General features: G+C 71.1%; 11 protein-coding genes. 3 read left to right on the forward strand and 8 right to left on the reverse strand.

Annotation, left to right across the window (positions count from 1 at the left end; all coding sequences use genetic code 11):
* Positions 1-5: 5 nt before the first annotated feature.
* From KUF83_RS24295 to KUF83_RS24305, 3 genes are all read right to left on the reverse strand, one after another.
* Positions 6-1,100: a phosphotransferase family protein gene (locus tag KUF83_RS24295; RefSeq protein ID WP_217456991.1), complete on the reverse strand. Its 1,095-nt coding sequence runs from the start codon at positions 1,098-1,100 to the stop codon at positions 6-8.
* 12 nt (positions 1,101-1,112) lie between these two features.
* Positions 1,113-2,237: a hypothetical protein gene (locus tag KUF83_RS24300; protein WP_217456993.1), complete on the reverse strand. Its 1,125-nt coding sequence runs from the start codon at positions 2,235-2,237 to the stop codon at positions 1,113-1,115.
* A 497-nt stretch (positions 2,238-2,734) separates the two neighbouring features.
* Positions 2,735-3,907: an acyl-CoA dehydrogenase family protein gene (locus KUF83_RS24305; RefSeq protein WP_217456994.1), complete on the reverse strand. Its 1,173-nt coding sequence runs from the start codon at positions 3,905-3,907 to the stop codon at positions 2,735-2,737.
* Positions 3,908-4,225: 318 nt separating this feature from the next.
* Here KUF83_RS24305 and KUF83_RS24310 point away from each other — a divergent pair, with 318 nt between their 5' ends.
* The gene (locus tag KUF83_RS24310; RefSeq protein WP_217456995.1) at positions 4,226-5,473 is read left to right on the forward strand and encodes a glycoside hydrolase family 18 protein; all 1,248 of its coding nucleotides are present in this window, start codon (positions 4,226-4,228) and stop codon (positions 5,471-5,473) included.
* Positions 5,474-5,528: 55 nt separating this feature from the next.
* Here KUF83_RS24310 and KUF83_RS24315 read toward each other — a convergent pair whose 3' ends face one another.
* The 3 genes from KUF83_RS24315 to KUF83_RS24325 all read right to left on the reverse strand — a co-directional run bounded on the left by KUF83_RS24315 (position 5,529) and on the right by KUF83_RS24325 (position 8,009).
* Positions 5,529-6,188 carry a TetR/AcrR family transcriptional regulator gene (locus KUF83_RS24315; RefSeq protein WP_217456996.1) on the reverse strand — a complete coding sequence of 220 codons (660 nt, stop codon included), beginning with the start codon at positions 6,186-6,188 and terminating at the stop codon, positions 5,529-5,531.
* Between the two features lie 87 nt (positions 6,189-6,275).
* Positions 6,276-6,422 (reverse strand): SCO1431 family membrane protein, encoded by a 147-nt coding sequence (locus KUF83_RS24320; RefSeq protein WP_217456997.1) that lies wholly within the window; start codon positions 6,420-6,422, stop codon positions 6,276-6,278.
* 207 nt (positions 6,423-6,629) lie between these two features.
* Positions 6,630-8,009: a peptidase C39 family protein gene (locus KUF83_RS24325; RefSeq protein WP_217456998.1), complete on the reverse strand. Its 1,380-nt coding sequence runs from the start codon at positions 8,007-8,009 to the stop codon at positions 6,630-6,632.
* A gap of 245 nt (positions 8,010-8,254) precedes the next feature.
* Here KUF83_RS24325 and KUF83_RS24330 point away from each other — a divergent pair, with 245 nt between their 5' ends.
* Both KUF83_RS24330 and KUF83_RS24335 read left to right on the forward strand, forming a co-directional pair.
* Entirely contained in the window at positions 8,255-8,917 is a 663-nt protein-coding gene (locus KUF83_RS24330; RefSeq protein WP_374106152.1) for a uridine kinase, read from the forward strand.
* A 434-nt stretch (positions 8,918-9,351) separates the two neighbouring features.
* Complete coding sequence (locus tag KUF83_RS24335; RefSeq protein WP_217456999.1) at positions 9,352-11,220, forward strand: AAA family ATPase; 1,869 nt, start codon at positions 9,352-9,354, stop codon at positions 11,218-11,220.
* A 144-nt stretch (positions 11,221-11,364) separates the two neighbouring features.
* On the opposite strand, the gene KUF83_RS24340 is transcribed toward KUF83_RS24335, so the two are convergent.
* Both KUF83_RS24340 and KUF83_RS24345 read right to left on the reverse strand, forming a co-directional pair.
* Positions 11,365-12,468: a hemolysin family protein gene (locus KUF83_RS24340; protein WP_217457001.1), complete on the reverse strand. Its 1,104-nt coding sequence runs from the start codon at positions 12,466-12,468 to the stop codon at positions 11,365-11,367.
* Entirely contained in the window at positions 12,465-13,823 is a 1,359-nt protein-coding gene (locus KUF83_RS24345; protein ID WP_217457003.1) for a hemolysin family protein, read from the reverse strand. The genes KUF83_RS24340 and KUF83_RS24345 overlap by 4 nt, the downstream gene beginning before the upstream one ends.
* Positions 13,824-13,922 lie beyond the last annotated feature (99 nt).

The raw sequence follows: 13,922 nt of genomic DNA on the forward strand, positions 1-13,922 counted from the left end.
GGCTCTCAGTCCCCGTAACTGCCCTGCACCATGGCTCGCAGGCTGTCGTGGTGCAGGATCAGTGTGTCCGGATCCGCCGGGACGGACGCCTCGCCGAAGTGCACCTGCCGGTAGGCGACCCGCAGCATGACGACGGCGTGCCGCAGGGCTGCGTACAGGATGTGGAAGTCCATGTCCCGCGGTGTGTGGCCGGTCAGTTCGGCGTAGCGCGCCTCCACCCGGTCGCGGCGCAGGAAGCCGGGCAGCCCGCGCTGCCCGAAGCTCACCGTGAGGTCCTGGAAGAAGCGGTGCAGGTAGATCATCCAGCCGAGGTCGACCTCGCGCGGTGCCAGTGCCGCCATCTCCCAGTCGAGGACGGCGGCGGGTTCGAAGCCGTCGTAGATGACATTGCCGATGCGTGCGTCGCCCCAGCTCAGGACGGCCGCGCCCTCGTCGCGCGGCCACAGTGCGTCGAGCCGCGCGAAGGCGTCCTCGATGAGGGGCGAGCGTGACAGTCCGTCAACCACCCATGCGTAGTAGGCGCGTTGGCCGTCGACGTGGTCGCGCAGGGGACTTCCGGTGCCGGGCGTCCTGAGGAATTCGGCTTCGCCCACCGGGACCTGGTCGTGGAGGCGGGCGAGGAGGCCCACCGAGGCCGCCTCCAGCCGCTCGCGCTCGGCGTCGCTCGCCGCGTGCAGCCAGTTCCCCTCGTACGTGTAGGGCATGACGTCCGGCGGCACACGGCCCTCGACGCGCTCCATCACGAAGAAGGGCGCCCCGAGCGGCTCCGGGTCCTCCTCCAGCCACAGCACGCGCGGCACCGGGACGTCCGTGCGGTCGGCCACCAGCCGCAGGGTGCGGTACTGACGCGGCAGGTCGTAGACCGGGAAGACGGTGTACGCGGCCGGGTCCGCCGCGAGCCTCAACGCGCAGGCCCGGACGGGTGGTTCGGGGTGCTCGATGTCGAAGAGCAGGGTCTCGCTGGACAGTCCGTTGGACGCGGGGACCCGGACGTCCACCGCCGTGGCACCGGGCAGACGTCCGGTGAGCCAGCAGGTCAGCCGACGGGCGAGTTCCTGAGGGTCGCGGGTGGTCGTACGCGGACGGGGTGCTGTCGCCATGTCGTCACTCCCTCAGGGCGCGACCGAGTCGAACCCGGTGAACCCGCTCGGGTCGTGCCGCCCGAACGAGCCGTGCTCGAAGATCCCGTGGCCGGTGCGCCCGTCGAGGGTGAAGCGGGCCGCGTGGTCGGTCACGCCGTAGGCGGCCACCCCGAGGGCGGCCGGGTCGGAGAGGTCGTACGTACGGCGGTCGGTCCAGCCCCTGCCCTGCCAGGTGCCGTGCTGCCAGTCGTCGGCGGGCGGGTATCCCGCGCCGACGGCGAGCGGGGAGGAGGCCAGGATCTCCACGCCCAGTTCGAGCGGCTTGCGGGGGTCACCGAGGTGGACGGTCGCGCGCTCCGGGTGGCGGGTACCGCTCCGGTAGGTGATCTCGGCCCGGGGCCAGCCGAGTTGGTGGTCCCGGTGCCCGGGGCGTACGAGTGTCGCGTCGTTGAGCGTCCGGTAGCCGTCGGCGTCCTCCTGGGTGACGACCATCAGGAACTGGTCGTCGAACCGGACGGGGCACCACAGCCAGTGGAAGCCCTCGGTGCGGTGCTCCTCGGCCAGCCGGCCGCCCTCCTCCCCGGGGAGGGGCCGCGTCCCCCAACTGCGGTCACGGGTCGCCGTCCAGCCGTCGCCGGACAACCGCGTCTCCTTGCCCGCGACCCGGAACCAGCCGTCGCAGCGGCCCGCCTGGACGAAGCGTCTGCCCTCCAACGTGAGCCGGGCACCCCGGCGTTGGAGGTGGTGCGGCTCCCACAGCGCGGGAAAGTCCGCGGACCAGTTGATCTCGTACGACAGTCCGTCCGGGTCGTCGGGGTCGGCGGCGCAGCTCAGGACGAAGTCCCGCAAAGGGCGTTCGACGAGGATGCGGAGGGGGCCGACGGCCATCCGCATCCGGGTGTCGTCGTCCAGCGCGTCCGAGGCGCGCACGGCGTGCAGGGTGTCCCCGACGCGCAGGGTGGCGTACGCGTCGATGACGCCCATGTTCGGGTACACCCCGAGCCCCAGGACGAGCAGGGCGCGCCCCTGGTGGTCGAAGACATGGAAGATGCAGCGGTCGTAGGCGTTCCGGTCCCCCGTCGCCACATGCTTCATCGAGAGGGGGACCTGGTGCACGGGGTACTCGTCGAGGGCTACGGGACGGTCGTCGGGCATCGGCTGCCTCCCGGGTGCGCTGCGAGGGCGCCGCGCGGAGGGTTCCGGCAGCCCCCGGCAGCGGAGTTGACGGTACGTCAGATGCCTTCAGGGGGCCAGAGCCCTGGCCCGCCCCGGGCTTCGCCCTCCAGTGGGCTCCCTCGCCCGGCCCCCGTATGGGCCCGCCCGTGAACGCACAGGCGAATTCGGGAGTCGGTGACCTGTCCGCCCCGGGACGCGTTGCCCCGGTATGACCTCCACCTACGCAGAGACAGGCCGGCGCCGCGGGTTTCTTCTTCCCATCGCAGAATCGGTTCCCCAGGAGCCACAGTGGACACGGGTGACTCATGAGTCACAGGAGCCCCACGCAGCCCACGCGCCCCACCAGCCCGTGGACCCTCCCATCTACCGGGCCATGATCCGCGCCTGGGCCGACCGCGGCCGGACCCTGCCGGGGCGCCACGACCCCGAGTGGGCCAGGCTCGTGGCTCCCGCGGCGATGTACGGGTACGGGAGGTTCAGCGCGACTCGGGACCCGCGAGGTGACGGGCGATGACCATCCGCTGGATCTGATTGGTCCCCTCGACGATCTGCAGCACCTTGGCCTCGCGCATGTACCGCTCGACGGGGAAGTCCGTGGTGTAGCCGTAACCGCCGAGCACCTGGACGGCGTCCACGGTGACCTGCATCGCGGTGTCGGTGCAGAACAGCTTCGCCATGGCCGCCTGCCGGGCGAAGGGCCGTCCCGCGTCGCGCAGCCGGGCCGCCGTGAGGTACAGCGAGCGGCCGGCCTCGATCCGGGTCGCCATGTCCGCGAGCATGAAGCGCAGGCCCTGGAAGTCCGCGATCGGCCGCCCGAACTGCTCGCGCCCGCCCGCGTAGGCGACGGCCTCGTCCAGGGCCGCCTGGGCGACGCCTATGGCGCATGCCGCGATACCGAGCCGTCCCGAGTCCAGCGCGGACAGGGCGATCGCGAAGCCCTGCCCCTCTTCGCCGATACGCCGGTCGTCGGGGATCCGCACCGCGTCGAAGTGGACCTGGGCGGTGGGTGAGCCCTTCATGCCCATCTTCTTCTCGGGCACCGCGGCGCTCAGCCCCTCGGCGTCACCGGGCACCAGGAACGCCGTGATGCCCCGCGCGCCCTCGCCGCCGGTCCTCGCGAGCACCGTGCAGAAGTCGGCGACCCCGCCGTGGGTGATCCAGGCCTTGGTCCCCGTGATCACCCAGTCCTCACCGTCCCGCACGGCCTTCGTGCGCAGGCTGGCGGCGTCCGAGCCGGACGACGGCTCCGAGAGGCAGTAGGCGCCCAGAAGGCCGCCGCCGAGCATCTTCGGGAGGTGCTCGGCCCGCTGCTCCTTGGTGCCGTAGTTGGCGAGGGCGTGACAGGCGAGCGAGTGCACGCTGACCCCGAGGCCCACGGTGAGGCGGGCGGCGGCGAGCTCTTCGAGCACCTGGAGGTAGACCTCGTACGGCTGCTCCCCGCCGCCGTACTCGCCGTCGTAGGGAAGGCCGAGCAGTCCCGACTCCGAAAGAAGGGTGAAGGTCTCACGCGGGAAGCGTCCGGCGTCCTCCTCCTCGGCCGCCTTCGGGGCGATCTCACGCTGCGCGATGTCGCGGACGAGCGAGATCAGATCCCGGGCCTCGTCCGTGGGCAGTTGACGGTCCACCGGCTGCGGGGCGCGGTCAGGCATGTCGACGCTCTCCTCCCTGTCGGGCACATCGGCGAAGCACACCTGGGTGGGGCGGCCCGCCGGGTCTCACTGGGCACCGACGATGCTTGCGCCTCCGGGTCGCGGGAGCGGCTGATCAGCGGCTGTGCGCTGTGAGTATGCCCGATCGGAGGCATCGAGTCACCAGTTAACGACCGCTTACTCAAGAGTAGAGGCCGGCTCACCAAATTGGTCCGAACCATTGACCGACTGGTCTAGTCCTCCTACTGTTTCGCTCCAACGCCTCACCGCGTTCATGCCAATCGGCGTTTGTTCCCCTCTCCCCCACGAGGAGACACGATGCTCACCTCGCTCCGCCCCCGCGTCCGGTTCCGGGCGCTCCTGTCCACCGTCTGTTGCGCCGTCCTCGGCGCCGGACTGCTCGCCGGCGCGGGTACGGCCACCGCGGCCACCGCGCCCGACCGGGCCCCCGCCCCCGCGGCGGCCGGCTCCAAGGTCGTCGGATACTTCACCGAATGGGGCACCTACGACCGGAAGTACCTGGTCAAGAACATCCAGACGTCCGGCTCCGCTGCCAGGCTGACGCACATCAACTACGCCTTCGGCAACGTCACCGGCGGCAAGTGCGCGATGGGCGACAACTACGCGGCCACCGAGCGGACCCACACCGCGGCCGAGTCGGTCGACGGGGTCGCGGACACCTGGGACCAGCCGCTGCGCGGCAACTTCAACCAGTTGCGCGAACTGAAGAAGAAGAACCCGAACCTCAGGGTCCTGTGGTCCTTCGGCGGCTGGACCTGGTCCGGCGGCTTCACGGAGGCGGCCAGGAACCCGGCGGCCTTCGCCCAGTCCTGCTACGACCTGGTCGAGAACTCCAAGTGGGCGGACGTCTTCGACGGGATCGACATCGACTGGGAGTACCCGAACACGTGCGGTCTCACCTGTGACACCAGCGGGAGGGCCGCGTACAAGAACCTGATGTCGGCCGTCCGCGCCCGGTTCGGCGGCTCCGCACTGGTCACCTCGGCGATCCCCGCCGACGCCACGGCCGGCGGCAAGCTCGACGCGGCGGACTACGCGGGCGCCGCACAGTACGTCAACTGGTACAACCCGATGACGTACGACTTCTTCGGCGCCTGGGACGCGACCGGCCCGACGGCGCCGCACTCGCCGCTGAACTCCTACACCGGGATTCCGAAGGCGGGCAACCACACCTCCGCGACGATCGCCAAGCTCAAGGGCATGGGGGTCCCCGCCTCGAAGATGCTGCTCGGCATCGGCTTCTACGGACGCGGCTGGACCGGAGTCACCCAGGCGGCACCCGGCGGCACGGCGACCGGCCCGGCGGCGGGAACGTACGAGCAGGGCATCGACGACTACAAGGTGCTCAGGACCAAGTGCCCTGCCACCGGCACGGTGGGCGGCACCGCGTACGCCAAGTGCGGTAACAACTGGTGGAGTTACGACACCCCGTCGACCATCGCGGGGAAGATGAACTACAAGAACGCGCAGGGCCTGGGAGGCACGTTCTTCTGGGAGCTGAGCGGCGACACGTCGAACGGTGAACTGATCAAGGCGATCAACTAGCTTCACCAGTGCGGGATTTGGGGGCGGGGGCCGGTCGACCGGCTCCCGCCCTCTGTCAGGTGTCCCGGCGGGCGGCCCGCGGAGCCGGGTACGAGGCGTCGAGTTCCTCGACGGCGCGCATCGTGCCGCCGAGCGTCTTCACCAGCAGCTCGCGCATCAGGTCACGCGGGACGCCGTAGTGGTCGATCCAGTCGAGGGTGGACCCCTCCACACTGCACAGCCAGCCGAGCAACGCCATCCGGGGCAGCGGGGCCACCTTCCGCCGCCCGTACGCCCCTTCGGCGATGGTCTCCACGATGGCTTCCCGCACTCTCTCCCGGATTGCGTGCACCTCGGCGTCGAAGCCGACTCCGCCGCTGATGATCGTGCGGTACGCCGCCTGGTTGTGTTCGGCATAGCGCAGATAGCCGTCGATGGTGCGGTGCACCCGTTCCTCGGGGGGCAGTTCGAGTCCGCCGGCCGCCCGGGAGATCAGCTCGGCCACCGAGTCCTGGACGATGGCCAGGTAGTAGCCGCGCTTGGACCGGAAGTAGTAGTAGATCAATCCCTTGGCGACATGCGCCTGTTTGGCGATGTCGTCCATCGACAGCGCGTCGTAGGACGTGTCGGCGAACAACTTCCGCCCGATGACGATGAGTTCGGCACGGCGCGCTGAGGAACGGTCGGTGCCGCGGGCTCCGGGGCGGTCGGCACCACCCTGAGGGCTGTTACTCAAATCCGGACCTGGTCTCCAACTGCGAGCGGGACCTCCGCAGTATGGCAGAGCCGCATCACCAGGCTGTTCGACTGCCTTCGACGGGCGTCAGAGGAGACCGAGCTGCGTCACGAACATCGCCAGCACCAGCACGAAGGTCCAGCCCATGACGTGTTCGAGGATCTTCGGCCCGTTGTCCTCGGGTCCGCCCGTGCGGGTACGGACTCGTCCGGCGGTGGCAGAGGTCGTGGTCATGGCGGCTCGCTCACGGTCGTCTTTCGGTGGACTCCCCCCACCGGTGTGTCCACCTTGCCACCGGATCGGGCTTTTGCGGGGGAGAGCTTGGTCACGCGCGGCGGGCCGTGTGGCGCGCACCACAAGGCGGCCGAAGGGCGGCCCCTCCCTACGCGAGGAGCCGCCCCTGGCCGTACCGAACGGGTCGTGATCAGCGACTGGTGGTGTTCAGCGGACGCCCACCTCCGCGAGGGCCCTGCGCTGGCGGGCCGTGGGACTGGCCGGGAAGTAGAGGTAGCAGACCCCGCCGGTACCGGAGACGACCTTCCCGGCGGCGTTGTACCGCTTCGTACGGAGCCAGATGTTCTCCCACTCGCGCCGCCGGTAGACACGCCGCACCGAGTCGTTGTCGGGCGACGCGGGGTCGTTGGCGATCACGTCCCCGTCGGCGGTGAAACCGACGACCGTCATCAGATGCCCCGAGGTCCCGTACCCCGCGCCCGTCAGCTCGGTCGCGAGGAACGACTGGGACGTTATGGCCGGGACACCGGCGGCGATCAGCGTCTCCAGGTCGGTGAGCGAGCCGAGCCGCGTCACCACGCCCTGGAGGTCCTTGTACGTCGCGGCGTACGCGGCGTTGAAGGGCCAGTTACCGCAGCCGGCGTACTGGTGGTCGAAGGTGAACCGGGCGGCGTGACACACCTGCGGGTCCGCGAACTCGGGGTTGACCCAGGCCAGGTCCTGCGCCGAGGGCTTCCGCCCCCAGTACTCGATGATCATCTGGGAGGAGGTGGGGCTGCACCAGGCCTCGCCGCCGTTGTCGTACTCGGGGTACTGGCCCTTGTGGATCTCCTGCGAGTAGCGCGGCACGCGCAGTTCCCGCGCGAGAGCGGGCGCCGACGCCGGGACGGTGAAGCGGTCCGGGACGTCGGATCCCATCGCGCCGAGCCGCCACACGGTCGGCGTCACCTTGCTCCCCGGCTTGCGGTACAGGGTCAGCCGCAGCCGGTACGACACCAGGCGCAGCCCCGAGGCCGCGTCGTCGATGGAGAAGGTGTCCGTCCAGACGCTGCTCCTGCCGTCGCTCTGGTCGTCCACCGAGGTCCGTTTGAGATCCTGGTCACCGGCCGCCCAGCGGCCCATCACGTACCAGGGGGTGTCCGTGCCGTCGGAGTACGTGCCCCGCAGCTCGATCTGCAGCCAGGTGCCGGCCGGGGTCCGCGCGTTCCAGGACGGGATGACCTCGGTGGACGGGACGCCGAGGCGGTGGACGGGTGAGGTCCAGCGCGCGTACTCCCAGGTGCTCGTCGTACCCGTGTGCGGGTCCGTGTGGTCGAGGCGCCCCGCGGGCGTCCGGATCTCCAGGCCCGGACGGGCGCCCGCCACGGCACGGGTCCCCTCGTCGGTGCCTTCGAGCCAGTCCTTGTGCGAGAGCCAGGCGCGGTTGTCCACGAGTGCGGAGGGTGCTTTCGACGAGGCGGTGGCCGGTGCCTTCGCCGTGCGGGCCGTCGGCTCCGCGGCGGCCGCCGGGCTCGCCGCTCCGGCGGCGGCCGCGGCCACCGCCGCGGCCAGAACGTTTCTGCGGGACGGCTGTTCGGCTCTGGTCATGGACGGGTGACCCCCTGGGTGTACGGAACGGGCTGGGCGTGTGCGCGGGCGTGCGCCCACTATGGAACGCGATCAGCGCTTCTGCCAGCACTTCAAGCGTCGCGGCGCCGACCAATATTGGTCAGGACCACTGGCACGCTCCGGGCCGCCCGCGGCCACCGCGCGAGGCCCCGCACACCCCGGGCACAGGACCGGAACCTTCCTCCCATTCACCCCGTACCGGGCTCGGTAGGGTGTTCCACCGGATCACGTACACACCCCTCCGCACCCCGGGACCCCTCATCCGCCTTCACACCCTCGCCCCTCTGCTGCACCGGCTGCCGCCCTCCTGCGGCCCGGTCCGGCTGGTCGGCGTGGACGGCCACGCGGGCTCCGGCAAGACCACGTTCGCGGACCGTCTGGCCGGAGCGCTGGACGGCGCCCCCGTACTGCACCTGGACGACATCGCCACGCACGAGGAGCTCTTCGCGTGGACCGGGCGGCTGCTCCGGGAGGTCGTCGGGCCGCTGGGCCGCGGTGAGACGGCGCACTACCGCCCGTACGACTGGCAGCTGCGCGACTTCGGGCCGGACCGCACCCTGCCGCCCGCGCCCGTGGTCCTCGTCGAGGGGGTGGGCGCGGGCCGCCGCGCGCTGCGGCCGCATCTGGCGGGACTGCTGTGGATGGAGCTGCCCCATGAGGACGCCTGGGCGCGCGGACGCCGACGGGACGGTTCGGCACAGAGCGACTTCTGGGCGGGGTGGGTTCCCGCCGAGCGCCGGCACTTCGCCGAGGACCCTTCAGAGCCGTTCGCCGACCTGCTGGTACGGCAGTGTTCAGACGGATACGAGGTGCTCCCGGGACCTGCGGAGACGCCGGTGAGGGCACTGGCCGTCACCGACCGTGACGGCCCTGCGTCTATGTGCTGAACTCGTGAAGAGGCCTGTCCGAGAAGTTGCCTGAGTCCTCCAACTCGGCTTGACCGAGGGGCCGTACAGGTCTTACGTTCTCAATGAGCGGCCTTCCGAGGACGCCCCGCAGACGCGAAGCCCCCGGTTGTTCCCCCGTGATCGGGGGCTTCGTTCTGCCTTCAGGACCTTTTCGGACGCTCCGAGGCGCAATTCGTTCACGCTCAGTGACCGTCCTGAGTGCGCCCCGTCCGCTCCCACCTCGAAGAACCCGTCGTGCGGCACCCTTCGGCCCGGTGCTCCCCCGCAGGTACGATGCCTCTTGGTGCGACCTTCGGACGGCTGCTCTCCGCACCACGCGCAACTCCCGTCCGCGGCACAGCGGTTCGACGAAGACTGCCGACGGGCACCGGCCCGCCCGGCGATCAACGGGGGCACGGTTTGTGGGGGACGTGATGGACTTCGGCATGCAGGGCCCCGAGGCCCCGGCCGACCTCGCCTGGCTGCGGGGTGTGGACGCCTACACGATGGGGGCCTATCCGCAGGCGGAGGAGGAGTTCCGCGCCGCGGTCCGGATGGATCCGGGAATGGCGGACGGCTGGCTCGGGCTGCACGCGCTGCGCATCGACACGACGACCGCGCTGCTGCGGATGTTCCGGCACCGCGACCGCTTCGGGGAGCAGCGCACCCGCCACCGGCGCACGCTCAACTCCTGGTACTGGCTGGGCTGGTGGGTGCAGCCGGTCCTGGAGTCGCCGCGCGACCTGCTGCTCGCGCACTCCTCGCACTGGCTCGACGGACGTCATGTCCCGGAGCTGGACCGGGCGTTGGCGAGTCTGCCCCCGGTGGACACGGATCCGCAGGTGCGGTTCCTGCACGCCTGCCGGGCCTATCTCGTCAAGGACTGGGAGCAGTTGGTCCGGCACACGGATCCGCTGATCGACGATCCGATGCTGGGCATCGAGGCCGGCCTGTTCGGTGGCATGGCCCGCGTGCGCCTGGAGATGTTCGGACAGGCCGAGCCGCTGCTGTCGTCGGCGCTGATGCGCTGCCGCAGCGAGCAGCCCCAGCGCAAGGAACTGCGGTACTGGCTGGCGCGGGCGCACGAGGGCACGGGCCGCTCCGCCGCGGCTCTCCCCCTCTACCGGGCGGTCCACCGGGTCGATCCGGCGTTCATGGACACCTCGGCCCGGCTCGCCGCGATCTCCGAGGGCGACGGGTACGACGACACGGCCGACCTCGCGGCGATCACGCTGACCGGGGCCGGGCAGGACATGCTGGACGGCCCCGACGGCGTGGAACCGCTGTTCGGCGCCGAGGGCCGTGACCTGAAGCTGTCGGAGCCCGAGCTGCCGCCGACCGGTGGGCTGCCCTCCCCGCCGGACCGGGTCCGCGAGAAGGCCATCGTGCCGGTGCTGCCACCGCATCTGCCGACCGGTCCCACCGACCCCGCACTGCTCGAGGAGGCGCTCTCCGAACTGGAGCGCATGGTCGGTCTCGAACCGGTGAAACGCCAGGTGAAGGCGCTCTCGGCACAGCTGAACATGGCCCGGTTGCGCGCCGGTCAGGGTTTGCCGGTCCAGCCTCCGAAGCGGCATTTCGTGTTCTCCGGGCCCTCCGGCACCGGCAAGACCACCGTGGCCCGCATTCTCGGCCGGGTCTTCTACGCGCTCGGCCTGCTCGGCGGCGACCACCTCGTCGAGGCCCAGCGCGCCGACCTGGTCGGCGAGTACCTCGGCCAGACCGCCGTGAAGGCCAACGAACTGATCGACTCCGCGATCGGCGGAGTGCTGTTCGTCGACGAGGCCTACTCGCTCTCCAACTCGGGCTACGGCAAGGGCGACGCGTACGGGGACGAGGCCCTCCAGGTCCTGCTGAAGCGCGCCGAGGACAACCGCGACCACCTGGTGGTCATACTGGCCGGCTATCCGGAGGGCATGGACCGCCTGCTGGCCGCCAACCCCGGTCTCTCGTCCCGCTTCACGACCCGCGTCGACTTCCCCTCGTACCGCCCGCTCGAACTCACCTCCATCGGCGAGGTGCTGGCCGCCGAGAACGGCGACGTGTGGGACGAGGAGGCCCTCGACGAGCTGCGCTCCATCAGCGGGCACGTGGTGGACCAGGGCTGGATCGACGAGCTCGGCAACGGACGGTTCCTGCGCACGCTCTACGAGAAGAGCTGCGCCTACCGCGACCTGCGGCTGTCGGGCTACCCGGGCAGCCTGAGCCGTGACGACCTGTCGACGCTGCGGCTGGCGGACCTGATGCAGGCGTACGGAGAGGTGCTGTCGGGGCGGGGCCCCCAGGATCCCTCGGGCGTGTAGGTGCGGGTGCGCCCACGAGCTCGGCAGCCTGAGGTCGTCCCGCGTGAGCGGCACCGTCGTGGCTTGTCGCGCGGTTCCCCGCACCCCTGAAAGCGCCACAGCAGGCCCCGCACCCCCGTACGAAGGGGCGCGGGGCCTGCTGCGTCAGCTGGCCAGCGCCTGCTCCGCCGCCTCCGGGGCCGGGCCCGGTGTCTCCTTGCGCGGCTCGCCCACCCGGGTCGCCGGAGCCTGCCGGTGGGCGGGGTCGCGGACCTCGCCCACCAACAGCTCCAGCACGTCCTCCAGGGCGACCAGGCCGAGCACCCGCCCGGACGCGTCGGCGACCTGCGCGAGATGCGTCGCCGCCCGGCGCATCACCGTCAGGGCGTCGTCCAGCGGAAGCTCGGCGCTGAGGGTGGTCATCGGGCGCCAGACCTGCTGCGGTACGGCCCGCTCGGACTCCTCCAGATCGAGGACGTCCTTCACGTGCAGGTACCCCATGAAGGCGCCGTTCTCCGCGACCACCGGGAAACGCGAGTACCCGGTGCGGGCGGTGAGCGCGACGACCTGGCCCGGGGTGACCGAGGGGCCCACGCTCACCAGCGACTCGCGGTCCAGGAGCACGTCCGTGACCGGGCGGGAGCCCAGCTCCAGGGCGTCCTCCAGGCGCTCCTGCTCCCCCGGGTCGAGAAGACCGGCCTGACCGGCGTCCTCGACGAGCCGGTTGAGCTGCTCGCTGGTGAAGACCGCCTCGACCTCGTCCCTGGGCTCGACGTGGAAGAGCCTCAGGATGACGCGGGCGCAGGCGCCGAGGCCCACGGTGACCGGCTTGCACAGCCGGGCGAAGGCGACCAGGCCGGGGCTGAGCCACAGCGCGGTCTTCTCGGGGGCGGCCATCGCCAGATTCTTCGGCAGCATCTCGCCGACCACCAGGTGGAGGAAGACGACCGCGGCGAGGGCTATGACGTACCCGAGCGGGTGGATCATGCCCTCCGGCAGGTGCACGGCGTGGAAGACCGGCTCCAGGAGGTGCGCCACGGTGGGTTCGGCGACCGCGCCGAGCGTCAGCGAGCAGACGGTGATGCCGAACTGCGCGGCGGCCATCATCTGCGGCAGGTTCTCCAGGCCGTACATGACCTGCCGGGCCCGTGCGGTGCCGAGCGGTTCGATCTGGCTGCGCCGGACGGAGACCAGTGCGAACTCGGCGCCGACGAAGAATCCGTTGGCGAGCACGAGCAGACCGGCGAACAGGAGTTGGAGCACGCTCATCGGACGGCCTCCACCGCGGGGACGGGAGCGGAGACGGACCCGGCGTCGGCGGTCCTGACGAGCCGGACCCGCTCGGCCCGGTAGTGCCCGACCTGGCGCACCGAAAGACGCCAGCCGGGCAGTTCGGCCCGGTCGCCGGGAGCGGGGATCCGGCCGAGCAGGTCGGCGACGAGGCCGGCGACCGTCTCGTACGGGCCCTCGGGGACGTCCAGGCCGATGCGCTGGAGGATGTCGACGCGGCAGCTGCCGTCGGCGTCCCAGGCGGGCCGGCCGTCCTCGGCCGGCGCCGCGGCGAGCTCGGGCGGTTCGTTGAGCACGTCGTCGTGCTCGTCGCGGACCTCGCCGACGAGTTCCTCGACGATGTCCTCCAGGGTGACGACTCCGGCGGTGCCGCCGTACTCGTCGACGACGACGGCGATGGGCTGCTCCTTGCGCAGGCGTTCCAGGAGCGGCTGCACGGGCAGCGTCTCCGGGACGAGCAGCGGGGCCTGGGCGATCCTCGTGACGGGCGTGCGCAGCCGGTCGCGCGAGGGCACGGCGAGGGCGTCCTTCAGATGCGCCATGCCGACGATCTCGTCGATCCGCTCCCGGTAGACGGGGAAGCGGGAGAGGCCGGTGGCGCGGGTGAGGTTGACGACGTCCTCCGCGGTCGCGGAGGACTGGAGGGCGCTGACCCTCACCCGCGGGGTCATGACGTGCTGTGCGGTGAGGTCGGCCAGCGAGAGCGTACGGACGAACAGGTCTGCGGTGTCCTGCTCCAGGGCGCCGGCCCGGGCCGAGTGCCGGGCCAGGGACACGAGCTCGCCGGGGGTGCGGGCGGAGGCCAGCTCCGCGGTGGGCTCGACCCCCAGGGTGCGGACGAGCCGGTTGGCGACGGAGTTCAGCCCCGAGATCACCGGCCGGAACACGGTCGAGAAGGCGTGCTGCGGGCCCGCGACGAACCGCGCGACCTGCATGGGCTTGGACACCGCCCAGTTCTTGGGTACGAGTTCGCCGATCACCATCTGCACGGCCGAGGCGAGCAGCATGCCGACGACCACGGCGACGCCGGACACGGCTCCGCCGGGGATGCCGACCGCGGTGATGGGTCCGTTCAGCAGCTCGGCGAGCGCCGGTTCGGCGAGCATGCCGACCACCAGTGAGGTGATGGTGATGCCGAGCTGGGTGCCGGAGAGCTGGAAGGACAGCTCCTTGAGCGAGTTGACGACCGTACGGGCCCGTCGGTCGCCCTCGGCCGCGGCCTTCTCGGCCTCGGGGCGCTCCACCGTGACGAGGCCGAATTCGGCCGCCACGAAGAAGCCGTTGGCGAGAATCAGGAGAAATGCCGCCCCGAGGAGCAGCAGGGGGATGGTCATGCCGCCGCCTCGATGTGCCGGGAGGGGGCGGCGCAGGTACTACAGGACGATCCGTCCATCGCTGGAGGGAGTCACTCCTCGAATAGCAGGGGGCCGCTG

Origin of the sequence: Streptomyces sp. BV286 (assembly GCF_019090165.1) — a bacterium.
Taxonomy (GTDB): domain Bacteria; phylum Actinomycetota; class Actinomycetes; order Streptomycetales; family Streptomycetaceae; genus Streptomyces.

Excerpts from the sequence above, each read along its gene's own strand:
- KUF83_RS24320 (WP_217456997.1), bottom strand. The coding sequence starts at position 6,422 with ATGACCACGACCTCTGCCACCGCCGGACGAGTCCGTACCCGCACGGGC.
- KUF83_RS24340 (WP_217457001.1), bottom strand. The coding sequence starts at position 12,468 with ATGAGCGTGCTCCAACTCCTGTTCGCCGGTCTGCTCGTGCTCGCCAAC.
- KUF83_RS24335 (WP_217456999.1), top strand. The coding sequence starts at position 9,352 with ATGGACTTCGGCATGCAGGGCCCCGAGGCCCCGGCCGACCTCGCCTGG.
- KUF83_RS24310 (WP_217456995.1), top strand. The coding sequence starts at position 4,226 with ATGCTCACCTCGCTCCGCCCCCGCGTCCGGTTCCGGGCGCTCCTGTCC.
- KUF83_RS24300 (WP_217456993.1), bottom strand. The coding sequence starts at position 2,237 with ATGCCCGACGACCGTCCCGTAGCCCTCGACGAGTACCCCGTGCACCAG.
- KUF83_RS24345 (WP_217457003.1), bottom strand. The coding sequence starts at position 13,823 with ATGACCATCCCCCTGCTGCTCCTCGGGGCGGCATTTCTCCTGATTCTC.
- KUF83_RS24295 (WP_217456991.1), bottom strand. The coding sequence starts at position 1,100 with ATGGCGACAGCACCCCGTCCGCGTACGACCACCCGCGACCCTCAGGAA.
- KUF83_RS24325 (WP_217456998.1), bottom strand. The coding sequence starts at position 8,009 with ATGACCAGAGCCGAACAGCCGTCCCGCAGAAACGTTCTGGCCGCGGCG.
- KUF83_RS24305 (WP_217456994.1), bottom strand. The coding sequence starts at position 3,907 with ATGCCTGACCGCGCCCCGCAGCCGGTGGACCGTCAACTGCCCACGGAC.